The following is a 23,826-nucleotide window of genomic DNA, read 5'->3' on the forward strand; positions in this document are numbered from 1 at the left end:
CTATGACGCCCCGCCGTCTCACACTCGACGACCTCGACGACTGCACGCGCCTGGCCAAGGACCGCGACTGGCTGCCCGAAAAGCACAAGTGGCGCCTGCTGCTCGAGGTCGGCGAGGCGTACGGCATCGACGCCCCGGACGGCGCCGGCCTGGCCGCCACGAACATCCTGACCCGCTACGGTGACGACCACGCCGTGATCAGCATGGTCCTCACGGCCTCCAGGTTCGGCAGGCGCGGCCTGGGCGGTCGCCTCATGGAGCACGTGCTGGAGCGCGCCGGGGACCGGACGGTCTCGCTGTACGCCACCGAGAACGGCCGTCCGCTCTACGAACGGCTCGGCTTCCGCGTCGTCGGCCAGGCCGCCAAGCACACGGGCCGTTTCAGAGGCGAGCTCTCGGGCCGGACCCGCTCCGCCACCCCGGACGACCTCGGCACGATCCTGGCGTTCGACGCCGAGGTGTTCGGCACGGACAGGTCCGTGTTGCTGCGGCGGATGTTCGCCTTCGGCGAGGAGGTCAGGATCGCCGACGGCGGTTTCGGCCACCGCTGGCGCAACGACGACAACACGGTCATCGGCCCAGTGGTGGCGCGGGATGAAGAGACCGCGCGGGCGCTGATCGGCGACCTGGCGCTGGGGGCGGAGGGCGAGGTGCGGATGGACTTCGACCTCGCCCACGACTCGATGATCCGGTGGGCGGGCGAGCACGGCGTCGCCAACCCGTGGACGGTCTCGCGCATGGTGCGCGGCGGCGGCCTGCCCGGCGATCCTGCCCGCCAGTTCCTGCCGTTCATGCAGGCCCTGGGTTGACCCGGTGCGCGGCGCCCTCGTAGGGTCACCACCAGAATATCGTTCTGGCCTGTCGGCGGTCGGCACGGCGGCCGCCGGCCTGTCGGCGGTCGGCACGGCCGCTCGTCACGGACGGGCCAGGCGTCTTCGAAGGGCGGCACATGACCTCCACCCACATCGATGTCAGCGCCATCGACTTCGACACGCTCGGCGCGTGGATGGACGGCCAAGGGCTGCCGGGCGGCCCGATCACGGACGTGGCGCCGGTTCTGGGCGGCACGCAGAACATGATGGTCAGACTCGAACGCGGCGGCCGCCCGTACATCCTGCGCCGCCCGCCCCTGCACGCCCGCCAGAGGAGCAACGACGTGCTGCGCCGCGAGGCGCGACTGCTGGCGGCGCTGCGTGACACGCCGGTCCCCGCGCCCGTGCTGGTGGCGGCGCAGACGGCGGAGGAGCCGGTCTTCTACCTGATGGAGCCGGTCGACGGGTTCAACCCCTCGGTGGGATTGCCCGAGCCGCACGCCTCCGACCCGGCGATCAGGCACCGGATGGGGTTCGAGGCCGCCGCCGCGCTGGCCGAGCTGGGACGGGTCGATCCGGGGGCGCTGCCGGGTTTCGGCCGGCCCGAGGGGTTCCTGGAGCGGCAGGTGCCGCGCTGGCTCAAGGAGCTCGACTCGTACGGCGCCCTCGACGGCTACCCCGGCCCCGACATCCCCGGCCTGCACGAAACCGCCGAGTGGCTCACCCGCCGCCTCCCCCGGTCGTTCACTCCGGGGATCATGCACGGCGACTACCACTTCGCGAACCTCATGTTCGCCTGCGACGGCCCGCGGGTGGCCGCGATCGTGGACTGGGAGATGTGCACGATCGGCGACCCGCTCCTCGACCTGGGCTGGCTGCTGGCCACCTGGCCCGTCAGCAACGGGCACGTGCCCGGACTGCCGTCACCGCAGGAGCTCGTCGCCTACTACGCGGCGCTGTCCGAGCGCGACCTGTCGGCCATCGGCTGGTACGCGGTCATGGCCTGCTTCAAGCTCGGCATCGTGCTGGAGGGCACGCACGCCCGGGCGTTCGCCGGCAAGGCGCCCAAGGACATCGGCGACCTGCTGCACGCGACGACGCTGGAGTTGTTCGAACGGGCGCGGGAGTTCATGGACGGCGTTCTCGACTGACCATATATACCGATTTTCGGAAAGAACAATCACAACGCACCACCGAGGCATACGATTGCGCGCAATTGCACTGTAATTTCGGGGAAGGATTGTCATGCGCATGCGGTTCCTCGGCTCCACCTCGGAGGCGGGCGCCTGCCCCACCCTGTACGAGACCGACCGCGGCACCATCGTCGTGCAGGGGCTCGAAGTCACCGACGCGGAGGCGCTCGCGGACCTCCGCGACGTCCTCGACGGCGAGACCGCGGTCGAGGTCCCTCGCGAGCTCATCACCGAAATCGCCCGCCGCGTCCTGGCCGACGGACCGGCAACCGCTTTCCCGACCAGCGGAGAGACACCGACGGCAACCGGTTGATCACAATTGCGGTCGAAGCTGGCTTGATCGCCGCAACCGGGGCTAGCCTCTTGCGGCGTGACCTCGTTTCAGCAGGCGCGCATCGACCTCGGCGGTCAGCTACGGCAGCTGCGCGAGGCCGCTCACCTGTCGGGCAAGGACCTGGCCGAGCGGCTGCGCTGGCAGCCGTCCAAGGTCTCACGACTCGAGAACGCCCGGCAGACTCCCACGGAAGATGACGTGGTCGTGTGGGCGCAGGCGGTGAGCGCCGCGCCCGACACGACCGACGAGCTGATCAGGCAGGCTCTCGCCCTGGCGGAGCGGCACGACAGCTGGAAGCAGCGCCACCGCAGCGGCCTGGCCGCCCTTCAGGAGGACATGCGGGACCTGGAGGCCAAGACCAAGCTGTTCCGCGCCTTCGAGCCGGGCATCGTCATGGGCCTGCTGCAGACCCCCGAATACGCCAGGCACGTCTTCCGCAAGGTCAAGCGCCTCTACAGCGCCGCCGACCAGATCGACGCGGCCGTGCGGGTGCGGATGCAACGCCAGGAGATCCTGTACGACCGCAGCAGGACGTTCAGATTCGTGTTGCCCGAGTCGGCGCTGCACATCATGCTGGCCCCGGCCGACGTCATGCGCGGCCAGCTCGACCGATTGCTCGCCGTGAGCACATTGCCGAACGTCGAGTTCGGCGTGATCCCCTTCGGCACCGAGCTGCCGTCGGCGCCGATCAACAGCTTCTGGATCTACAACGATGCCATGGTCGGCGTGGCCACGATGACAAAAGACCTGGTCCTGCGGGATCCCGATGACATCGCCTTCTACGTCAACGCGTTCGACGCCTATGCGAGAGTGGCCGAGTTCGACGAGGGGGGACGGGAGGTACTGATCCGCATTCTTCACGCCTACCGTAAACAAGGCCCACATTAACCGCAGCAATTGCTTGCCACCCACCGCAAGATCGTGCAATTCTGTCGCGAGACGATGCGGAGGTGACGCATGATGCTTGATACCGCGCTCAGCCTCGAGCGGTTCGCCTGGCACGCAGGTCGTCACGCCGACCTGTCCGTCCAGAGCCTGGCCCTGGCCAGCGACCCGGCCTACGTGTCGGTCCGCAACCGTTTCTCGGCCACCCTGATGGAGACCGTGACGTGCTCGGAGGAGGGTGCGTTCGTCACGTCGTGGGGTTACCGGCTGGGCACGACCGACGACGTCGAATCCGCCGCCGCCCGCCTCGCCTTCCTCCTCGCGGCACTCCCTGCCTGAATCGGCCTCCGCTCTTATAAAGCACGCTTATGAGAAGAGCGGGCCCCGTGACTAGTACGGGCCCGCTCTTCGGCGTGGGGGGCTTGCTAGTTGAGGTCGGCCTTGTCGATGTCGGGCTTGTCGATGTCGAGCTTGCGCTGGATGGCGACGAGGATCTGCATCATCTCCATCTGGTTCCCCTCCAGCATGTTGAACTTGCCGGTGAACTTCTCATCGAGCTTGTCGACCTTGACGTCGAGCTTGTCGACCTTGTCCTCGACCCTCGTGACCCGCTCATCGAGCTTGTCGACCTTGGCGTCCAGCCTGTCGACCTTGTCTTCGACCCTCGTGACCCGCTCATCGAGCTTGTCGACCTTCTCCTCGACCCGAGTGACCCGCTCATCGAGCTTGTCGACCTTCTCCTCGACCCGAGTGACCCGCTCATCGAGCAGTGTCACCTTCCCGTCGAGCGTCTTGACGCGGCTGGCCACCCCGTTGATCCGCTCGGTGAGGTCCTGTGCCAGCTCGGCCTGGTCTGCGCGCATCTGGATGAAGTCGTTGTCGAGGCGGGTGAAGAGTGCGCAGCCCATTTCCTTGTAACCCAAGATGATCTCCCATACGTTGGGGGGAGGGACCGGGGATATGAGGCATCTCCGGTCCCGTCGACTGCGTCGAGAATACTCCGCTGATCGCCACCTGCCAATGAAACCGAAAAGAGTTTCCCCAGGCCACAAGGCATATCACGCTGCTAAATCCGGACTAATCCGCCTATTTCATAGCGAAGAAAATTGGGGCGCCGACCCGGCTGCGCCCTTGCGTAATTAGGTCGTGCAGTCGTATAGACCGTCCTGCCCGTCCACCGCCGTGCAGGTCTCCTGCACCCAACTCGTCACCTCGGCGTTCCCCCGTCCACCGGGCCCACCCTGATCACCACCCGCCATGACATAGCGGAGCTGTCCCGACGACACGAGCTCCTTCAGCCGCTCCACGGTCATGGCCGGATCGCTGCCCGTGAAGCCGCCCATGGCGATCACCGGCTTGCCGGTGGACAGGATCAGGGACGACGCCTGCTGCGCGCTGGGCACCGCGACGAGCCAGGTGGCCTCGCCCTGGTTGGCGACGAGGTATTTGGCCATCGAGTCGCTCACCCCGCCCCGCATGAAACCGCCGGAAGGCCGCTGCGTGGTCCCGTTCTGTCCGTCCTGGCGGCCGGGGAACTGCCCGCCGCCGGGCATGCCTCCCGGCCGTCCGAACCCGCCCATCCCGCCGCCCGTCGCGGGCCCGGCGGTCGGGTTGGTGCCGTTCACCTGGGACTGCAGCGGCGTGACCGCGTACGCGGCCGGCCCGGCCAGCCCGGCGATCACGGTGGCCGCCAGCGCGATCGCCGCCACCTTTGCGGTGACCTGTGCCGAGCCGCCCGGCGTCGGAGCCCACGGTCCGAAACGTATCCGGGCCAGGACGAGCACCGCCACGGCCACCAGGGTCGCCCCGAGCACGACCCAGGCCAGCCACGGCGCCCAGTCCGGCGTACGCCGCAACACCACGAACGACCAGCCGCCGGTCACGGCCACCGCGAGCGGCAGCACCCACGCCCAGGCCCGCGACCGCCGGTACGCCCGCCACATGACGACCACGCCCATCCCGCTCAACGCGGCCACGGCGGGCGCCATGGCGGTCGTGTAGTACGGGTGGAAGGTGCCGCTGGAGAAGCTGAACACCACGTAGTGGACGACGAGCCAGCCGCCCCACACGAGCCACGCCGCCCCCGATGGCGCGTCCTCGGACGGCATCCGCAGCACCCGGATCACGACCGCGAACGCGAGCGCCGCCACGCAGAACGGCAGGAGCCAGGAGATCTGCCCGGCCATGATGTCGTTGAACAGCCGCCCGGCCCCGGACTCCCCGCCGAAGCCGGCGCCGCCGCCCCCGCCGCCGCCAGACCCGCCCTGGCCGAAGATGCGGCCGAGGCCGTTGTAGCCGATCACCAGGTCCCAGACGGAGTTGTCCGTCGAACCGCCGATGTAGGGCCGGGAATCGGCGGGCCACCGATCGACGATGACCATCCACCAGGCGCTGGACACCAGCAGCACCGCACCCGCGGCCAGCAGATGCCCCACACGTTTGAGCCACGACACTCGCGCGCAGGCCAGGTACGCCACCGCGAAGGCGGGCACCACCAGATACGCCTGCAACATCTTGGTGTTGAACGCCAGCCCCACGAACAACGCGGCGAACAGCAGCGACCGCAACCGCCCGGTCCGCAACGACTCCAGGCAGAACCAGGCGGCCAGCACCAGCAACAACACCAGCACCGTGTCGGGGTTGTTGTCCCGGTTGATCGCCACCGTGATCGGCGTGAGCGTCATGACGACGGCCGCGACCAGCGCCGCCGCGTGCCCCGCCCGCACCCCGGAGAAGGAGCGCCATACGGCGGAGAAGACCAGCCCGACGGCCGCCACACCGGCCAGGGCCTGCGGGATCAGCATGCTCCAGGTGCTGTAGCCGAAGATCCGCGCCGACAGCCCCATGACCCACAGGGCCAGCGGCGGCTTGTCCACGGTGATGAAGGACCCGGCATCGAGCGCGCCGAAGAAGAACGCCTTCCAGCTCTGGGTGCCCGAGACGATCGCGGCGGCGTAGTAGGCGTTGGCGTTCCCGCTCAGCGCCCACGTGTAGAGGACGAGCGCGGTCACGAGCACCGCCCACAACGCGGGACGTGACCAGCGGGGGTCGTCCTCGGCGCCCAGGAACAGGCGGGCGGGCAGGGACCGGCTCTCGGCGGCCCGGTGCGCGGGCCGCATCATGGTGGCGGTCATCGTACGGTCCTCCGCTTGGGGTTGAAGACCCACACGCGCAGGAGCAGGAAGCGTACGAGCGTGGCGGCGGCGTTCGCGATGATGACCGCGATCAGCTCGACGCCGTGGGAGACCCCGTCCGGCAGCAGCGACAGGCTGCCCGAGGTGAGCGCCAGCCCGACGAGGAACGCGATCAGCCCTTCGAGCTGGTCCCGCATCGCCCCGGCCGAGCCGGTGACGCCGAACGTGAAGCGCCGGTTGGCGGCGGTGTTGGCCACGGCCGTGACCAGCAGCGCGACCGCGTTGGCGGCCAGCGGCGGCACCATTTGCCGCAGCAGCGAGTACAGCGCCAGGTACGCCAGCGTGCTGAACACCCCGACGATCGCGAACCTGGGCAGTTGCCTGGCCATTCCCTTCGGCAGCTCGGCGCGCTGCACCCGCGCGGGCACGGGGATGCGCGCGGCCCCGGACAGCGTCTTGCGCGCCACCCTGGCCAGGCCACGCAGGTCGTCGCGGGCGGTCCGGACGATGTCGACCCGGCTGTCCGGATCGTCCACCCAGTCCACGGGCACCTCGTGGATGCGCAGCCCGTGGCGCTCGGCCAGGAGCAGCAGCTCGGTGTCGAAGAACCATTCCTCGTCCTCGACACCGGGCAGCAGGGCCTGGGCGATCTCCGTACGGACGGCCTTGAAGCCGCACTGCGCGTCCGAGAACCCAGCCCCCATCACCGAGCGGAGCAGCAGGTTGTACGAGCGGGAGATGAACTCGCGCTTGGGGCCGCGCTCGACCCGCGACGCCCGCGACAGCCGGGTGCCGATCGCCAGGTCGCTGTGGCCGGACAGCAGCGGCGCCACGAGCGGCAGGAACGCGTCCAGATCGGTGGACAGGTCCACGTCCATGTAGCCGACGACGTCGGCGTCGCTCTGTGACCAGACTCGCCGCAGGGCCCGCCCGCGGCCCTTCTCGTCGAGGTGCACGACCCGCACGTGCGGGAGTTCCTCGGCCAGCTCGGTGGCGATCTGCCAGGTGTTGTCGGTGCTGGCGTTGTCGGCGATCGTGATCCGGAAGCCGTAGGGGAAGTTCCCGGTCAGATAGGCGTGCAGGCGGGTGACGCTCGCGCGCAGCGCCCGCTGCTCGTTGTGGACCGGGACGACCACCTCGACCAGGCGCGTCCTGACTGCTGTGGTGTTCATGCACCTAGCACATGGTTCGCGCCTTTAACGTGACTTATCCGATTCTGAGTTACGGATGAGAGTTCCGGGGAGATCGATCGTGGCGATCGCTCCGCCGCCCGGCGCGTTCGCCAGGCCGACCTTGCCCTCGGCCTCCTCGACCGCCTGGGCGACGATCGCCAGCCCGAGCCCGGATCCGGGCAGGCCACGGGCGGACGGTGAACGCCAGAACCGCTCGAAGACGTGCGGCAGCTCCTCTTCGGGCAGTCCCGGGCCGTAGTCGCGCACGGTGAGCCTGCCGTCCTTCAGCGACACCTCGACCTGGCTGTCGGGGCTGAACTTGGCGGCGTTGTCGATGAGGTTGAGCACGGCGCGTTCGAGCGAGGTGGCGCTGCCGACGACGTACCAGGGGCTGAGGTCGGTGACGACCTCGGCGCCGCGCAGCCTGGCCCGTTCCACGGCCGCCGTCACCACTTCGTGGAAGGCCAGCTCGACGTGCGGCTCGTGCTCGGTGTCGCCCCTGGCGAGCTGGAGCAGGTCCGCGACCAGCGTGGACAGCTCGGCGAACTGCGCCTTCACGTTGACCAGCAGGCGCCGCTTGGCCTCGGGGTCGAGGCTGCGGCCGGTCTGCTCGCTGCGCAGCAGCAGGTCGATGTTGGTACGCAGGGTCGTCAGTGGCGTGCGCAGCTCGTGCCCGGCGTCGGCGACCAGCTGTTTCTGGCGTTCGCGCGAACCGGCCAGGGCGGTGGTCATGGCGTTGAAGGAAGAGCTGAGCCGGGCGATCTCGTCGTTGCCCTTGACGGGAATGCGCGTGTCGAGATCCTCGGTCTGCGCGATGTGCTCGACGGCCCGGGTGAGCCGCCCCACCGGGCGCAGCGCGGCACGGGCGATGAGCAACCCGGCGGTGGCCGCGACCAGGATCCCGAGTGCGGCCACGCCGCCGAGCAGCAACGCCACCATCTGCAGGGTGTTCCGGATACCTCGCAACGGCACGGCGTCCATCACGGCCACGCCGGGCTTGGCGTACTCGGTGAGGATCCGCATCTCCGTGCCGTCCTCGGTGACACCGTTGTGAAAGTGCCGGGGCCCCTTCCACCTACCGGCGGCCACCTGCCAGTCCTCCGGGATGATCTTCAAGGCCGGCCCGATGTAGCAGGGGGGACGTCCATCGGCGTAGATGATCTGGGTCGAATGGATCGGCCCGTAGTGCGGCTCGTTCTCCGGGACGGGACCGCAGTCACGCTCGAGGGAGTACTGCTGCTTACGCGGGTCCTCGCCCGGGTGGGGGCCAAGCTGCCGGTCCACCTGCTCGTAGACCTGATGCCGGACGATCAGGAAGCACGCGCCCGCGCTGACGGCGACCGCCAACGCCACGGCGATGGTGACGAGCAGCGTGAGCCGAGTGCGCAGGCTGCTCCAGATCACGGCGTGTTCCGTAGCACGTAGCCCACGCCGCGCACGGTGTGGATCACCCGCGGCTCACCCCCGGCCTCGGTCTTGCGCCGCAGGTACATCACGTACACGTCGAGCGAGTTGGACGTCGGCTCGAAGTCGAAGCCCCACACCTCGCTCAGGATCTGGTCCCGGGTCAGCACCTGCCGCGGATGCGCCAGGAACAGCTCCATCAGCAGGTATTCGGTCCTGGTCAGATCGAGCCGGCGCGCGCCCCGGGTGACCTCCCTGGTCGCCGGGTCCATGCGCAGGTCGCCGTACGACAGCGTGCCGTCCTCCTCGGGACCCGTGCTCAGCGCGCCGCGCCGCAGCAGGGCACGGACCCGCGCCAGCAGTTCGTCGAGCTCGAACGGCTTGACCAGGTAGTCGTCGGCGCCGGCGTCCAGCCCGGACACGCGGTCGCCGACCGCGTCGCGTGCCGTGAGCATGAGGACCGGGATGTGGTTGCCCGATCCGCGCAGCCTGCGGCAGGCGGTCAGCCCGTCGAGGCGGGGCATCATGACGTCGAGCAGCACGGCGTCGTAGGACTCGCGGGCGAGCTCGTCCAGCGCCGCCTGCCCGTCGTTGGCGGTGACGACCTTGTAGCCTTCGAACTCCAGGCTCGACTGCAGCGCCTCGCGCAACGCGGGCTCGTCGTCCACTACCAGCAACCGTGCGGGCTCACTCATGGAGCAAACGCTAGAGGCTCATCATGAAAAGCTCATAAACGCGCTTACTCACGTTTTATGAGGATCACGGCCTCAGGAGGGCCATCGCGGCGTTGTGGCCGCCGATCCCGCTGACGCCGCCGCCTCTGCGGGCGCCGGCACCGCACAGCAGGATGCGCTCGTGTTCGGTCTCCACACCCCATCCGCCCCTGCCGTCGTCGGCGTACGGCCAGCTCAGGTCGGTGTGGAAGATGTGGCCGCCGGGCAGCCCGGCCTCCCGTTCCAGGTCCACCGGACTCTTGACCTCCACGCACGGGGCGCCGTCGGGGGTCTGGAGCAGGCAGTCCTCGATGGGTTCGGCGAGGACTGAGTTGATGGAGGCGAAGGTGGCGTGGAGGGCATCATCGCGCGCCTTGTCGGGATTTTCCCGGAAGAGTCTGGCGGGCATGTGCAGCCCGAACAACGTCATCGTCTCCGCCCTCCCCCGCAGTCCGGGCCCGAGGATCGACGAATCGGTCAGCGAGTGGCAATAGACCTCGGCCGGCGGCAGCTCCGGGATCTCGCCCCGCGCGGCCTGCGCGAACGCCGTCGCCAGCTGCTCGCGTCCCTCGTTGATGTGGAACGTCCCACTGAAGGCGGCCATCGCATCCACTGAGGAGTCCTTCAGCTTCGGCAGTCTGCTGAGAACCATGTTGACCTTCAGCTGCGCCCCTTCGGGCACGGTGCTCGGCGCCCGGCCGAGCAGCCGGTCGAGCACCGCGGGCGGCAGGTTGACCAGCACGTGCCCGCCGTTCACCGCATGCTCGCCGTCCGCGTCGACGAACGCGACCTCACCGGACGGCGAGATCCCGATGATCTCCGCCCCGGTCCTGATCTCGGCGCCCGCCCGCCGGGCCACCGCTTCGAGCGCCCCGGACACCGCGCCCATGCCGCCCACGGGCACGTTCCACTCGCCGGTGCCGTCGCCGATCACGTGGTAGAGGAAACACCGGTTGGCCAGCAGGTCGGTGGCCGGGTCGGCGTAGGTGCCGATGAGCGCGTCGGTGAGCACGACGCCGCGCACGGTGTCGTCGCCGAACCGCTCGTCCACGGTCTGGCCGATCGGCCGCTGGAACAGCTCGCGCCACGCCTCCGCGCCGACCAGGCGCTCGATCTCGGCCGGGGTGCGCAGGGGTTCGAGCAGGGTGGGGGCCAGGGTCCGCGCCACCCGCGCGGTCATGCCGTAGAAGTCCTGCCACGCCTTGTGGTCGGCCGCGCCGCCGGTGACGGCCGCGAACGAGGCCGCCGTACGTGCCGCGTCCTCGTTGTCGACGAGCAGCCCGGTGTCGCCCTTGGGTGTGTAGGAGGCGTAGCGGCGACGCCGCAGCTCCAGGTCGAGTCCCAGATCGCGGGCGACGCGCGAGGGCAGGAGGCTGACGAGGTAGGAGTACCGCGACAGCCGCACGTCCACCCCTGGGAAGGGCTGGGCGGAGATCGCCAGTCCGCCCACGTGGTCGAGCCGCTCCAGCACCAGCACCCGCCGACCGGCTCCGGCGAGGTAGGCGGCCGCGACCAGCCCGTTGTGCCCGCCTCCTGCGACAATCACGTCATAGGACCTCATCCCCGCACTTTAAGGCCCAAACGACGCCCCTCGTCAACGCCCCAGAGGAACGCTTCCTTGATCGACTCGGTCGCGCGATGCGATGCTGCCCGAGACGGCGTCCATCGCTCATGTGGGCGGCTACGGAGCTCTCAGCACATGCCGTAAAATTCCACGTTCGCCCTGAACAGGGCAAGGATCACGCGAGGAGCACGAAACCCACTATGCGCAGCACCACCGACACCGTACTGCGGCCGTCCGACGAGGTGGCCGAGGCCCTGGCCGGCGGCGCACCCGTCGTGGCGCTGGAGTCCACGATCATCTCTCACGGGCTGCCGCAGCCGCGCAACCTGGAGGTGGCGCGTGAGCTGGAGGGAGTCGTACGGGCCGCGGGAGCGGTGCCGGCCACGATCGCCGTGCTGGACGGCGTGCCCAGGATCGGCCTGACCGAGGTGGAGCTGGAGCGCATCGCGACCGAGTCCGGGCTGCGCAAGCTGGGCCAGCGGGACCTGCCCGTGGCGGCGGCGCTGAAGGCCAGCGGCGCGACCACTGTGTCCGCCACGTCGTTCCTGGCGGCCCGCGCCGGGATCCGGGTGTTCGCCACCGGCGGGCTCGGCGGCGTGCACCGTGGCTGGACCGAGGATCAGGACGAGTCCGCCGATCTCGACACGCTGGCCCGTACCCGCATCACGGTCGTGTGCGCGGGCGTGAAGTCCATCCTCGACGTGCCGGCGACGCTGCAGCGGCTGGAGACCCGGGGCGTGAGCGTGGTGGGCTACCGCACCGACACCTTCCCCGGCTTCTACCTGCACTCTTCCGGCCAGCCGATCGACTGGCGGATCGAGTCGCCCGAGGAGGCGGCGGAGATCATGCGCGGCCAGGACGCGCTCGGCGGCCAGGAGACGGCGTTGATCGTCGCCAACCCGGTCCCCGAGGACCTGCAGCTCGACCCCGAGCTGCACGACCGCGTGCTGGCCGAGGCGCTGGCCGCCGCCGAGCGCGAGGCCGTCAAGGGGCAGGCGATCACCCCGTTCCTGCTGGGCTACCTGGTGAACGGCACCGGCGGCGCCTCCCTGGACGCGAACCTGGCCGCCGTACGCGGCAACACCGCCCTGGCCGCCCGGATCGCCCTGTCGTGGGCGCGACTGTGAAATGGCGATCTCGTGCCGACTTCTGAGACCGCGCGACCTGGCGATCTCGTGCCGACTTCTGAGACCGCGCGACCTGGCGATCTCATGCCGACTTCTGAGACCGCTGTGACGGACCGCGGCCTGCTGGTCATCGGCGACGTGGTCACCGATGTGGTGGCGTTGCACGGTTCGCCGGTCATGTCGGGCACCGACACGGCCGCCGACATCGTGCTGCGCCCCGGCGGCTCCGGCGCGAACACCGCCGCCTGGGCCGCCCACCTGGGCGCCGATACCCGTCTCCTGACCAGGCTCGGCTACGACAGCAGCGATTGGCACACCGCCGAGCTGGTCAAGACGGGGGTGCGGCCCCATGTGACGGTGGATCCCGAGCATCCGACCGCCGTGGTGATCGCGATGGTGGACAGGAGCGGCGAACGTTCGATGCTCACCAACCGCGGCGCAGGCGCCCTGATCTCCGCGGACGACTGGGACCCCGCCCTGCTCGACGGCGTCGCCCGGCTGCACCTGTCCGGCTACCTGCTCTTCGCCACCCCCGGCCTGAGCCTGGCCACGGCCGCCATGGCGGACGCCGCGGCCGCGGGCGTGGCGATCAGCGTCGACCCGGCCTCGACGGGACCGCTGCGTGACTTCGGCGTTGAACGTTTCATGCGCGAAACCGCCCCCGCCGGTCTCATCATCCCGAACCTCGACGAGGCCCTCCTGCTGACCGGCGCCACCACCGCGGAACGCGCCGCGGTGCTCCTCAGTGAGAGATATGGCACAGCGATCGTGAAGCTCGGCGCCGACGGTGCGCTGGCCGCGGTGGACGGAACAGTTGTGGCAACGGCCGCGGGCGTACCCGCCGAGGTCGTAGACTCCACCGGAGCAGGTGACGCGTTCGCCGCCGGATTTCTCACAGCAAGCTTGCAGGGGGTCGACGAACGGGGCGCATTGGAGGCAGGTTGCCGTGCCGGTGCCGCATGTGTGGCCCAGGTGGGCGGTCGTCCACGGTACGGTTTGGATCTGAACCGTCTTTACCCTATTCACACTGATTGATAGCTTGCCGCGTAGGCTGCACCATTAGCCACATGCGTTATGGGCGCCACCACGCGGCTCACTGGGGAGGATAAGGTCCGCCGATGGAAGTCGAGTCATCGATCTGCCTGAGCGACCTAGTCCCTGCTCTGCGCTGGAGCCGACCACAGCAGGTGGCCGAGGTGCTGGGCGATCCGCGCCTGCCCGCGGGGTGGTGGTCCTCGCTGGCCCTGTCGAAGGCGCTCGGCACGGCGGGCCTCGACTGGATCTGCGAACGTCTCGCCCGGCTGGCCTCTTCCCGCTGGGATCATCTGCCGCTGACCGACCTGATTCCCGCGCTGACCGTCCACCAGGTCGACCCGGCGTTGCCCGGCTGGCCCGAGGCCACCCGCACGGCGGTCGCCGGCCTCGGCGGCTGGCAGCGACTGCGCCGCCTGTCACCGAGCGACCTGAGCACGCCGTCGGCCACGCCGGAAGTCGTGATCGGCTCCATCTTCCGCGAGATACTCGGCCGCATCCCCGCCCAGCGCCAGGCCGCGAAGCCGGATCACCCCGAGGTGACGCGCCCGCTGCAGCGCGGCGCGGCCCCCGCACAGGAGGAGGCCCGGGGCGCCGGGCCGGAGCCCCAGACCGGCTCGTTCGCCGCCCAGAGCGGTTCCCCCGCCGAGCGTCCCGAGGGCTCCACGCAACAACCGCAGACCGCCGGCCCGTTCGCCGCCGCTCAAGGCAACGGCATGCCTCAACGCCAGGGCGGCGCCTTCCCCGGCCAGCCCGGCTCGTTCCCCGCCGCAGAGGGCACGCCTCCGCGCCCGGCGGGACAGCCGTCGGACGGCGCTCCGGCCCGCCAGACCGGCTCGTTCCCGGTCCAGCAGGACAGCGGCCCGCAGCGCCCAACCGGCTCACAAGACAGCGGCGCTCAGCGCGAAACCGGCTCCTTCCCGGCGCAGCAGGACAGCGGCCCGCAACGCCAAACCGGCTCCTTCCCGGGCCAGCCGGACAGCGGCCCGCAACCCCAGGCGGGATCCTTCCCCGCGCAGAGCGGCGCGTCCCCCGCGCAGCCACAGGGCGGCGCACCGCGTCAGGGCTTCGCTGGCGAGGGCGGCCTCCCGCAGCGCCCGGGCCAGCCCGAACGTCTCCCGCAGCGCCCCGGGGGCCCGCAGCCCGGCCGCCAGGACACCGGATCCCTGCCGCGCATCCCGGCCCCGGGCGCATCCGGCCCCGGCGGTCCGAGTACCGGGTCGTTCCCCGCCATCCCCGGCGGCCCGAGCACCGGGTCGTTCCCCGCCATCCCCGGCGGCCCGAGCACCGGGTCATTCCCAGCCATCCCCGCCGGGGACGCCCCCAAGGGCGCCGCCCCCCGCACGCCCGCGTACCCGACACCCGCCACGGGCTCTCCCAGCCCCGTGCCGTCCGACACCGACCACGCCATGGTGCGGGTCGTCGACAGCCTGTTCCGCAGCCTGGACAAACTCGAGCTGGCCGTGGCCGTGCACCGGCTGTTCGCCGAGGACCCGGTCAGCCTGCGCACGCTCGCGCACAAGATGCTGGTCGAGCGGGACGCGCTCTCGCAGGCCCAGCGCACCGCCGAGGAACGCGTGCTGCACTGGCTGCGCTCCTCGGAATCCGCCCCGGTCACGGGACACATGTTCCGCCTGACCGAGTGGCTCGGCGCGGCTGCCACGGAAGACCAGCTCATCGGCGCGGACCCGGCTCACCCTGTGATGGTGCCGTCGTTGCGCACCCCGCTGTGGCGGGTGCTGGTGACCCTCATGCCCGACCGCCGCCTCCAGGACGGCTGGCTGGTGGTGGGCGACCTCCACGGTCTGCAGGCCCGTACGCGGCAGCTCTTGGCCTCCAGCCCGCCCGACACCGACGTCGTCGAGCTGATGGCGGAGCTCGGCATCCGCGCCCACTCGGCCCAGGCATGGCTCGATGCCCTGCCTCCCGAGAGCGCGCCCGGCCAGGTGTCCTCGTCGGCCCCGTCGCCGGCCCAGCCGCTGCCCCGCCGCACCCCGGGCGCGAACGGGCACCACCACCGGGGTGGCCAGCCCATCCCGCCCGCGACCACCGCCTCGATCGACCCGTCCGCCGCCCTGGCCACCCTGTCGGCGCTGTCGGGCGGCCGTTCCGGCGTGTTGCCTGTGGCGGGCGCCCCTTCCACGCCGCCCGCGCCACTGCCGAGCCCGTCCTCGGACCCGCGCCGCTGGCAGCGCATCGAGGTCACCCCCGAACACCTGCGCGGCGGACCGGTGCCGGTGCCCGAAGGGTACGCGGCGCAGCTCGGCATGCGTCCCGGCACCCTGCTGTCGGTCACGGGTCCCGGCGACAACGCCATCGTCCTGGTCTGGCAAGGCCACCAGCCGGTCTTCGACTCGCTCCAGCCGGTGCTCATGCGGCTGAACGCGCGCCCGGGCGACCAGGTCTACGTCACGGTGGACGGCTATCGCCTGGAAGCCCAGCTGACCGCCTGAGCGTCCACCATGTCGACGGGTCCGGTGCGCACGTAACGGCGCCCGGCCCCGTGCGGGGTCAGAGGGCGTTTTCCTGGAGGCCACCAGCCACGTGCGGCGGGTGGCGGCACACTTGGCGAAGCCGTACAGGATGGGTGGAACGGAAAGCCCGCGCCGGACGAGCACCCCACGCGCCCACAACACGCCGCGAGTCGCGCCAGCGGGCGACACGATGCCCAAGCACGAAGCCACCGTCACAACCACACCGCACCACAGCATGCGGCCACGGTGACCGCCGCCCGGCGCGGAGCACGAGCCCACGGTGTCAACGGTCATGAAGATCCCCAGGTAGGTGGACTTGGGTTCTCTCGGCTGGTGGCCACCAGAAATCCATGCTGATGGCCGGGGTGGTCCTGATGGGTGGTCAGGTCAACGGGGTGACGCCCTTGCCCGCCAGAGCCTCGGCGAGTCGGTGGGAATCGCCCTTGGTCAGGACCAGGTGGGCGTGGTGGAGGAGCCGGTCGACCGAGGCGGTGGCCAGGGTCTTGGGCATGATGGTGTCGAACCCGCTCGGGTGGATGTTGCTGGTGATCGCGATCGAGCGGCGTTCGTAGGCGGCATCGATGATCCGGTAGAACGCCTCGGCGGCGTCGGTTCCGGCCGGGAGCAGGCCGATGTCGTCGATGACGATGAGGTCGGCGCGGCAGATGCGGGCGACGGTGCGCGCGATGGAGCCGTCGACTTTGGCCTTGCCGATCGTGGTGGTGAGGGTTTCCAGGGTGAACCAGGCCACGCGTAGGTCCTTCTCGATGGCCGCGTGGGCCAGGCCCTCGGTGAAGTGCGATTTGCCGGTGCCCGACGGGCCGGCGATCACGAGGTTTTCGGCCCGGCCGATCCATTCCAGCGTGGCCAGGGCGTTCTGGGTGGGTTCGGGGATGGAGGACTCCTCCGGTCGCCAGGACGCGAGGGTCTTGCCGGTGGGGAAGTTGGCCGAGGTGCGGCGCAGCCGCCGGGTGGCCGCGTCGCGGCCGGTGACCTCCTCGTGGATGAGAATCCGCAGGACTTCGGCGGGGTCCCAGCGTTGCGCGCGGGCGGTGGCCAGCACGTCGGGGGCGGCTTTGCGCAGGTAGGGCAGGCGCATCCGGCGTAGCAGCCGGTCCAGTTCGTCGGGCAGAGCCGGTGGGGTGGGCGAGGTCATGGGGTGGGGTTCTCCTCATCGTGGGCGCCCGCCCGGCCGCGCAGGCCGGGCGGGTGGTGGGGTGGTCACTGGCCCAGGGCCTGCCAGGAGGCGGTGCCGGGCTGAGCCGAATGCGTCTCATCGGCGCGCACGAGTTCGCCAACGGCCCGGTGGTCGCTCAGATGGTCGACGATGGCGGGCAGGTCGTCGTCGGCGAAGCGGCCGGCGATCGCGGCCAGGCCGAGTGCCTCATCGACACGCTCAGCGCCGAGCACCGCGGCCAGTTCGACGGCGCGTGCCATCTTGGCGCGGATGCGCACGGCTCCGGCTGGTCCGGCCTCGGTCAGCCACCGCTTGGCGCCCGGCCCGATGCCCAGGAACGCGACCTCCGCCTCGCTGCGCGGCCGCGGTTTCGGCTGGTGGACACTGCGCCCATTGGGATGGTGCGGGTAGTGCTGGGTGAGGATCTGCGGGTTACCCGGGACAGACACTCGATGGCGGGCGATCTCGGCCAGCTCCCCGCCGACGGCCCGGGCGGTGATGACGAGTTCCTCGCCGACCACACGCACCCAGACCTTGGTGTCGATGTGTCCGGGTGGGGTGGAGTAGCGCACCGAGGCGAAGCTGATGGTCTGGTCGTCATAGACGATCCGCTGCTCGCCCAGCGCCAGCGCGAACGGCTCGGCCGGCAGCACGTGCAACGCCTGCTGCTCGATCAACAGCTGCTCGGCGGGGACCTGGCCGCTGCCGCGATGCCGGCGGGCGTTGATCTTCTCGCACCAGGTCCGGCATTGTTCGGCCAGCTCGGCGAAACTGCCGTACTCGCTGCGGAGGTTGGCCTCGGTGGGTACCAGATCCGCCTTGGCCAGGCGGACGGTGGCCTCCACCCCGCCCTTGGATTCAGGATCGTAAGGCACGCAGGTCTCCACCGTGCAGCCGTAATACCGGCCCGCGGCGACGATCTGCGGATGCCGCACCGCGATCCCGGCGACGTGGTCGCTGGTCACCGTCTTGGCGTTGTCGGTGAGGACGTAGGTGGGGGCGCCGCCGATCCGCCGCAGCGTCGAATCAAGGCACGACACCAACGTGCCGAGCGTGCAGTCCCAGACCGGGATCACTACCCGAAACTTCGACCAGGCCAGCCAAGCGCACCACAGCCAGGTGCGTCTCCCGCCGACCCGCGGGCCTTCGCCCCAGTCGAACTGCAGCCACATGCCCGGCTCGGGGATCCACGGCCGGTAGGTGCGCCGCCGCCCGGCCCGCCACGCAGCCTTGGCGGCGTTGACCGCCCGCCGGGTGGAGCGGGGGCTGCCCCGATATCCCATCGCGACCAGCTTGTCGTGGGCGACATCAGCGCGGATCTTCGCCTTCGACGCCTCCACCCATTCTTCGATCTTCTCCAGGAACGGGTCGATCAGCTTCGGCCGGGCCGCCCGCTCATACGGGTTGAGGCCCAGCTGGCGCAGTTCGACGTAGCGTTTGACGGTCTTGGGGTCCGCGCCGGACAGTTGCGCGGCGGAGTGGACGGTCTTGGTCAGGTCGTACGCCTCAAAGATCTTCATGATCTCTCTGTCAGACTTTGTCACGGGACCTCTTCGGTCGGCTTGCGAAATGCGGCAAACATCAGCAAACCGGACTGGAGAGGTCTCCAAGGGGACAGGCGAAGATCAGGACACCCGAGGCCATCCACCGGGAATTCTCGTGGCCATCAGCCGGGACTCAACTGGCCGCCCACCAGGAGTCTTCCATGGCCGTCGGCACCCACGGTCACAGCCGCACGACGCAGGAGCCAGGTCACGTCCGCGCGAAGCCATGGGCGCTAGGACCAAACGCCGGTCGCGGCCGCGGAAGCCGCGGGCGGACGACCGAGCACTCGGCCACGGCCGCACCACGCCACAAGCCCAAACACCAAGCACCGCACAGCCGCACCACGCCACAAGCCCAAACACCAAGCACCGCACAGCCGCACCACGCCACAAGCCCAAACACCAAGCACCGCACAGCCGCGCGAAGCCGCAGGCGCGAGCACCAAGCACCGCACGGCCGCGCGAAGCCACAAGCCCGAACACCAAGCACCCACTCACGGCCGGGTGCAGTCGCGCGCCGCGCCCGTTACGGGGCGTCGAACAGGTGGAGTCGGTGGGCTGTGGCGGCGGCCTCGCCGCGGGTGGCGACCCCGAGCTTGGCCAGGATGTTCGACACGTGCACGCTCACCGTCTTGACCGAGATGAACAGCGCCTCCGCGATCTCCCGGTTGCTCCGCCCGTCGGCCACCTCGCGCAACACCTCCAGCTCCCGCGCCGTCAGCCCCAACGGCTGCCCGTCCGCCGCGGTTTCCTCCGATCCCCCGATCCTGGCCCGCCGCCCGAACACGTCGATCTGCTCCAGCAGCGGCGTGGCGCCGAGCTGCCCGGCGAGCTCCCGCGCTCGCGTGAGCCGGCCGGCGGCCTCCTGCCGGTCCCCGGCCGCCAGCGCCGCCTGCGCGGCGCTCACCAGGCTCCTGGCCTCCGCGTACGGCTGCCGCAGCGCCGCCCACGCCTCTACCGCCAGATCCCACGCCTTGACCTGCCACGCGACAAGCTCCGCGGCATCCTCGATCGGCGTCTCCGGCCCGGTCAGTGCGCTGAAGGTGAGCCGATGCGCCTGCTGCAGATCCCCCACGGCCGGAAGCTCCTGCCCCAGCGCTCGAATCCGCGGCATGAGCGACAGAGCGAACTGCGCGAGCGCTCCGGGCCCTTGCGCCGCCCCCACGCCCCCACCGGAGCGCGGTGCGGGCGGCGCGACGGCCAGCAGGAGGCGGGCGAGGGTCACGAGCACCGGCCAGGCATACCGCGGGCTGACCATCAGGTCGCGTTCCTCCAGCGCGCGGGCTGCCGCCCGCACCGCCTCCTCCAGCTGCCCCCGCGCCTGCAGCAGCTGCACCTCCCTGCACAGATGCGGCAGCACCGTCTGATCCCGGTACGTCCCCCGGGAGAACACGCTGCGCGACGACCCCAGCAGTTGCTCGGCGCGATCCAGCTGCCCCCGCGCGAGCGCGATGTCCGTGGCGAACCCCTGCAGGCTGGCCCGGTAGGGTGCCGGCGGCGTGAGGTCGAGCGCGTGCTCGATCACCTGGAGCGCCTCGTCCCACCGCCCGAGCGACACCAGCGGCTCGGCCAGGTTGATTCCCAAAAAGGCGCCGGAGGTGCGGGCCAGGCCGTAGTTGGCGGCCTCCTCGACACCGTCGCGGGCGACCTGGGCGGCCCGCTCGTGCCGGCCCGCGCCCTCGAGCGCGTCGGACTCGGAGATGGCGCAGCGCATCAGCGCGTTGTAGGCCTCCCCGGCGGCGGCGATGCGGCGCGCCTCGGCGAACGCCGCCAGCTGGGCCTCGACTTCGGAATAGCCGAAGCGCGCCCAGGTCAGATTGATGAGGGCGTGCGCCTCGACGTTGGCGTCGCCCACCTGGCGGCCGATCTCCCTGGCCTGCTGGGCCGTGGCGATCTTCTCCGGCCAGTCCTCGGGCCCGTGGAGCATGCGCGACAGGGTCTCCAGCACTTGACCGCGGAGCTTGCTCGGCGCGTCCGCGGGCACCAGCTCGGCGGCGCGGCGCAGATCGTCGAGATAGCCGGGACGCCCCAGGTCGTAACGGGTCAGGCCACGCTGGCGCAGCACGACGGCGGTCCTGATCGGATCGCTCCGCTCGTCAAGCTCGGCCAGCGCGGCGCTGGCCAGGGCGACGGCCCGCTCGTACTCGCCGGCGAGGTGGGCCACCGTCGCGATCTGCTTCAGCACGTCGAGCCGGTCGCAGCCGATGCGCTCGGCCGCGTCGGGCACCTGGTCCCACAGCTCCAGCACCCTGGACAACATACCGAACTGCTCGTCGTAGGCGGTGGACTTGCGGGCCGCGGCAGCCGCGTGCCACCCGCTGACCAGCGCCCAGGTGGAGTCGTGGGCCGAGTGCCAGTGGTGGGCCAGCTCGATCGCGCCGCGCGGGGCGGGCAGGATCGACAGGTCGCGCTCCAGCGCCTCGGCGTAGCGGGTGTGCAGGCGGGTGTGCTCGCCCGGCAGCAGGTCGTCGTGGAGCGCCTCGCGGATGAGCGCGTGCCTGAAGCTGTAGCCTTCGCCGTCGACCACCAGCACGTTGCCGGCGACGGCGGGCCTCAGGGCGCGGGAGAGCGAGCTCTCGTCGAGCCCGGCGACCGCGGAGAGCAGGTCGTGCTCGATGCGCTGGCCGCCCGCGCTGGCCACGCGCAGCAGCTCCTGGGTCTCCTCCGGCAGCCGCTCGACGCTGGCGAGCAGCAGGTCGCGCAGCGACTCGGGCAGCGCGTCGCCGCCGCCGCCCTCGCTGAGCAGCGCCTCGACGAACAGCGGGTTGCCCTCGCTCCGCGTGTAGATCAGATCCATGTCGGCGGGGGACGGCTCCCGCTCCAGGATGCTGGCCGCCTGGGCGACCGCCTCCCTGCGGGTCAGCCTGCGCAGGTCAGTCCTGGCCACCCACTCGACCCGGGCCAGCTCGGCGAGCATCGGCCGTAGCGGGTGGGTGCGGTGCAGCTCGTCGGTGCGGTAGGTGACCACGATCAGCAGGCGGCCGGCGGTGCGCTGGTAGCGGACCAGGAAGGACAGCAGGTCGCGGGTGGACCGGTCGGCCCAGTGCGCGTCCTCGACGACGAGCACGACGGCGCGCTCCTCGGCCAGCCGCTCCAGCAGACCGAGCACCAGCTCGAACAGGCGTGCCCTGGCCTCCGGACCGTCCTTGTCCGGCTCCCCGAACTCGGGCAGCAGCCGCGCCAGCCCGCGCGTCGCGCCGCCGGGCACGAGCGCCGCGACCCCGTCGCGGCCGAGCTTCCGCACGAGCCCGCGCAGCACGGCGGTGAACGGGGCGAAGGGCAGGCCCTCCGTGCCCAGCTCCAAGCACCCGCCGACGAGCACCGTGGCATCGTCGGCCCGATCGATGAACTCGCCGACCAGTCGCGTCTTGCCGACGCCCGCCTCGCCGCCGACCAGCACGGTGGACGGCACCCCGGCACGCGCCCTGGCCAGCGCGTCCCCGAGGACGGCCAGCTCACGGGCGCGCCCGACGAACAAGGGGCTAACGGCGTGGATACTCACGTAGGCAAGGATGCCATCCGCCTCCGACAGAAGCGCCGGCCCGCCAGCCCTTGAGACGGCCGCACTGCCCTTCGTCACCCACCACACTTCGGCGGCGAGTCGCGAATCCCGTCCTATGACACCAACGACCGTGGTCAGTACAGCTAGCGCAGCACCTTGCGGAAGAAGGTGGCCGAGGCCTCGTATCCGAGCGCGTGGTAGAACTCCGGCGCCCGCCGCGTCGCCATGGCGACGTAGCCCGCCTTGCGGGAGCGGGCCCACTGCTCGAACTCCTCCAGCAGGGCCCGCCCGAGTCCTTGCCGACGCAGCCCCGACTGGACCATGGCCTCCTCGACCCAGGCGACGGGCCCGTTCGCGAACAACGTCAAGTGCACGAATCCCAGCAGGTAACCGTGGACCCGCCCGTTCACGACGGCCGTGAGCAGCAGGGCGTCTTCGTTCGCCAGCAGCTCGGGCAGGGCGGCGTCGAAGGCTTCGCGCTCGGGCCTGAACGTCAGCCCGAACTCACGCGCCAACGCGAACACCTCGTCCGCGTCCGCCTTCTCCGCCCTCCTGATGAGAAGATCGTCAGCCGTCATGACCAATGACACTAGACGGTGCTGCATCGCCTGCGCAAACATCCCTACAGGTCACCCAGGCCGAGTTGGCGGGCGATGAGCATGCGCTGGACCTCGCTGGTGCCCTCCCCGATCTCCAGGATCTTGGCGTCGCGGTAGAAGCGGCCGACGGGGAACTCGTTCATGAACCCGTACCCGCCGAACACCTGCGTGGCCTCGCGCGAGTTGTCCATGGCCGCGTTGGAGGCGACCAGCTTGGCGATCGCGGCTTCCTTCTTGAACGGCAGCCCGGCCAGCATGCGCTCGGCCGCGTGGTAGTAGGCGAGGCGGGCGGTGTGGGCTCGCGCCTCCATGTCGGCGATCTTGAACTGGATGGCCTGGTAATGGCCGATCGCATGGCCGAACGCCTTCCTGTCCCTGACGTACTTCAAGCACTCGTCCACGCAGCCCTGGGCCAGGCCCACGCTGAGCGCGGCGATCGCGATGCGGCCCTCGTCCAGGATCTGGAGGAACTGGGCATAGCCGCGGCCGCGCTCACCAAGGAGGTTGCCGACAGGCACACGGCAGTCGGCGAAGGACAGCTCGCGGGTGTCGGAGGCGTTCCAGCCGACTTTGGAGTACTTCTTGGAGACGGTGAAGCCGGGAGTGCCGCTGGGGACGAGGATCGTGGAGATCTCGCGTTCGCCGGTGAGCGCGGCCACGCCGACGACGCTGGTGATGTCGGTGCCGGAGTTCGTGATGAACGCCTTGGTCCCGTTGATCACCCACTCCTGTCCGTCGAGCACGGCCGTGGTCCGCATCCCGCCCGGCACGTCCGTGCCGCCGCCCGGCTCGGTCAGTCCGAACGCGCCCAGCTCGGTCCCGGCGGTGAGCCTGGGCAGCCAGTGCGCACGCTGCTCCTCGGTGCCGAACCGGTAGATCGGCATCGCGCCCAGCGACACCGCCGCCTCCAGGGTGATCGACACGCTGGAGTCGACCCGGGCCAGCTCCTCGAGCGCGAGGCACAGGGCGAAGTAGTCGCCGCCCATCCCGCCGTACTCCTCGGGGAACGGCAGGCCGAACAGGCCCATCGCGCCCATCTGCCGCACGATGTCGTACGGGAACTCCTCGCGCTCGTAATAGTCGCCGATCACGGGCGCCACCACGTCACGGGCGAAGGCCTCGACCGTCTTGCGCAGCTCTTCGTACTCGTCCTTGAGCAT

19 protein-coding genes are annotated in these 23,826 nt (G+C 70.6%); 8 read left to right on the forward strand and 11 right to left on the reverse strand.

What is annotated here, in order from left to right; translation table 11 throughout:
• Positions 1–2 precede the first annotated feature (2 nt).
• The 5 genes from EDD27_RS27120 (at position 3) to EDD27_RS27140 (ending at position 3,563) form a co-directional block, all read left to right on the forward strand.
• Positions 3–809: a GNAT family N-acetyltransferase gene (locus tag EDD27_RS27120; RefSeq protein WP_164903808.1), complete on the forward strand. Its 807-nt coding sequence runs from the start codon at positions 3–5 to the stop codon at positions 807–809.
• Positions 810–949: 140 nt separating this feature from the next.
• Positions 950–1,963, forward strand: coding sequence for a phosphotransferase family protein (locus tag EDD27_RS27125; protein ID WP_127934886.1), 1,014 nt, complete (start codon positions 950–952; stop codon positions 1,961–1,963).
• Positions 1,964–2,057: 94 nt separating this feature from the next.
• Positions 2,058–2,318 (forward strand): hypothetical protein, encoded by a 261-nt coding sequence (locus EDD27_RS27130; RefSeq protein WP_127934887.1) that lies wholly within the window; start codon positions 2,058–2,060, stop codon positions 2,316–2,318.
• A 57-nt stretch (positions 2,319–2,375) separates the two neighbouring features.
• Complete coding sequence (locus tag EDD27_RS27135) at positions 2,376–3,227, forward strand: helix-turn-helix domain-containing protein (RefSeq protein WP_127934888.1); 852 nt, start codon at positions 2,376–2,378, stop codon at positions 3,225–3,227.
• A 69-nt stretch (positions 3,228–3,296) separates the two neighbouring features.
• Entirely contained in the window at positions 3,297–3,563 is a 267-nt protein-coding gene (locus EDD27_RS27140; RefSeq protein WP_127934889.1) for a hypothetical protein, read from the forward strand.
• An 86-nt stretch (positions 3,564–3,649) separates the two neighbouring features.
• On the opposite strand, the gene EDD27_RS27145 is transcribed toward EDD27_RS27140, so the two are convergent.
• The 6 genes from EDD27_RS27145 to EDD27_RS27170 all read right to left on the reverse strand — a co-directional run bounded on the left by EDD27_RS27145 (position 3,650) and on the right by EDD27_RS27170 (position 11,193).
• The gene (locus tag EDD27_RS27145; RefSeq protein ID WP_127934890.1) at positions 3,650–4,147 is read right to left on the reverse strand and encodes a coiled-coil domain-containing protein; all 498 of its coding nucleotides are present in this window, start codon (positions 4,145–4,147) and stop codon (positions 3,650–3,652) included.
• 216 nt (positions 4,148–4,363) lie between these two features.
• A complete protein-coding gene (locus tag EDD27_RS27150; protein ID WP_241564276.1) occupies positions 4,364–6,358 on the reverse strand; it encodes a mannosyltransferase YkcB-related protein in 1,995 nt (664 codons plus the stop codon).
• Complete coding sequence (locus tag EDD27_RS27155; RefSeq protein WP_127934891.1) at positions 6,355–7,530, reverse strand: bifunctional glycosyltransferase family 2/GtrA family protein; 1,176 nt, start codon at positions 7,528–7,530, stop codon at positions 6,355–6,357. Before EDD27_RS27155 ends, EDD27_RS27150 begins: the two co-directional genes overlap by 4 nt.
• Before the next feature lie 24 nt (positions 7,531–7,554).
• The gene (locus EDD27_RS27160; protein WP_164903809.1) at positions 7,555–8,934 is read right to left on the reverse strand and encodes a sensor histidine kinase; all 1,380 of its coding nucleotides are present in this window, start codon (positions 8,932–8,934) and stop codon (positions 7,555–7,557) included.
• Positions 8,931–9,629 (reverse strand): response regulator transcription factor, encoded by a 699-nt coding sequence (locus EDD27_RS27165; RefSeq protein WP_127934892.1) that lies wholly within the window; start codon positions 9,627–9,629, stop codon positions 8,931–8,933. Before EDD27_RS27165 ends, EDD27_RS27160 begins: the two co-directional genes overlap by 4 nt.
• A gap of 64 nt (positions 9,630–9,693) precedes the next feature.
• Positions 9,694–11,193 carry a phytoene desaturase family protein gene (locus tag EDD27_RS27170; RefSeq protein WP_241564277.1) on the reverse strand — a complete coding sequence of 500 codons (1,500 nt, stop codon included), beginning with the start codon at positions 11,191–11,193 and terminating at the stop codon, positions 9,694–9,696.
• Between the two features lie 218 nt (positions 11,194–11,411).
• On the opposite strand from EDD27_RS27170, the gene EDD27_RS27175 reads away from it, so the two are divergent.
• The 3 genes from EDD27_RS27175 (at position 11,412) to EDD27_RS27185 (ending at position 15,823) form a co-directional block, all read left to right on the forward strand.
• A complete protein-coding gene (locus tag EDD27_RS27175) occupies positions 11,412–12,338 on the forward strand; it encodes a pseudouridine-5'-phosphate glycosidase (protein ID WP_127934894.1) in 927 nt (308 codons plus the stop codon).
• Positions 12,339–12,422: 84 nt separating this feature from the next.
• On the forward strand, positions 12,423–13,373 hold the full coding sequence (locus EDD27_RS27180; protein ID WP_127934895.1) for a carbohydrate kinase family protein: 951 nt from the start codon (positions 12,423–12,425) through the stop codon (positions 13,371–13,373).
• Between the two features lie 83 nt (positions 13,374–13,456).
• Entirely contained in the window at positions 13,457–15,823 is a 2,367-nt protein-coding gene (locus EDD27_RS27185; protein WP_127934896.1) for a hypothetical protein, read from the forward strand.
• 403 nt (positions 15,824–16,226) lie between these two features.
• On the opposite strand, the gene istB is transcribed toward EDD27_RS27185, so the two are convergent.
• From istB to EDD27_RS27210, 5 genes are all read right to left on the reverse strand, one after another.
• Entirely contained in the window at positions 16,227–17,000 is a 774-nt protein-coding gene (gene istB / locus EDD27_RS27190; protein ID WP_127934030.1) for an IS21-like element helper ATPase IstB, read from the reverse strand.
• Positions 17,001–17,065: 65 nt separating this feature from the next.
• Positions 17,066–18,541 carry an IS21 family transposase gene (gene istA, locus EDD27_RS27195; RefSeq protein WP_127934029.1) on the reverse strand — a complete coding sequence of 492 codons (1,476 nt, stop codon included), beginning with the start codon at positions 18,539–18,541 and terminating at the stop codon, positions 17,066–17,068.
• A 550-nt stretch (positions 18,542–19,091) separates the two neighbouring features.
• Complete coding sequence (locus EDD27_RS27200) at positions 19,092–22,067, reverse strand: helix-turn-helix transcriptional regulator (protein WP_127934897.1); 2,976 nt, start codon at positions 22,065–22,067, stop codon at positions 19,092–19,094.
• Positions 22,068–22,210: 143 nt separating this feature from the next.
• The gene (locus EDD27_RS27205; RefSeq protein ID WP_127934898.1) at positions 22,211–22,645 is read right to left on the reverse strand and encodes a GNAT family N-acetyltransferase; all 435 of its coding nucleotides are present in this window, start codon (positions 22,643–22,645) and stop codon (positions 22,211–22,213) included.
• 44 nt (positions 22,646–22,689) lie between these two features.
• Positions 22,690–23,826, reverse strand: a complete 1,137-nt coding sequence (locus EDD27_RS27210; RefSeq protein ID WP_127934899.1) for an acyl-CoA dehydrogenase family protein — start codon at positions 23,824–23,826, stop codon at positions 22,690–22,692.

Origin of the sequence: Nonomuraea polychroma, assembly GCF_004011505.1 — a bacterium.
Classification (GTDB): Bacteria; Actinomycetota; Actinomycetes; order Streptosporangiales; family Streptosporangiaceae; genus Nonomuraea; species Nonomuraea polychroma.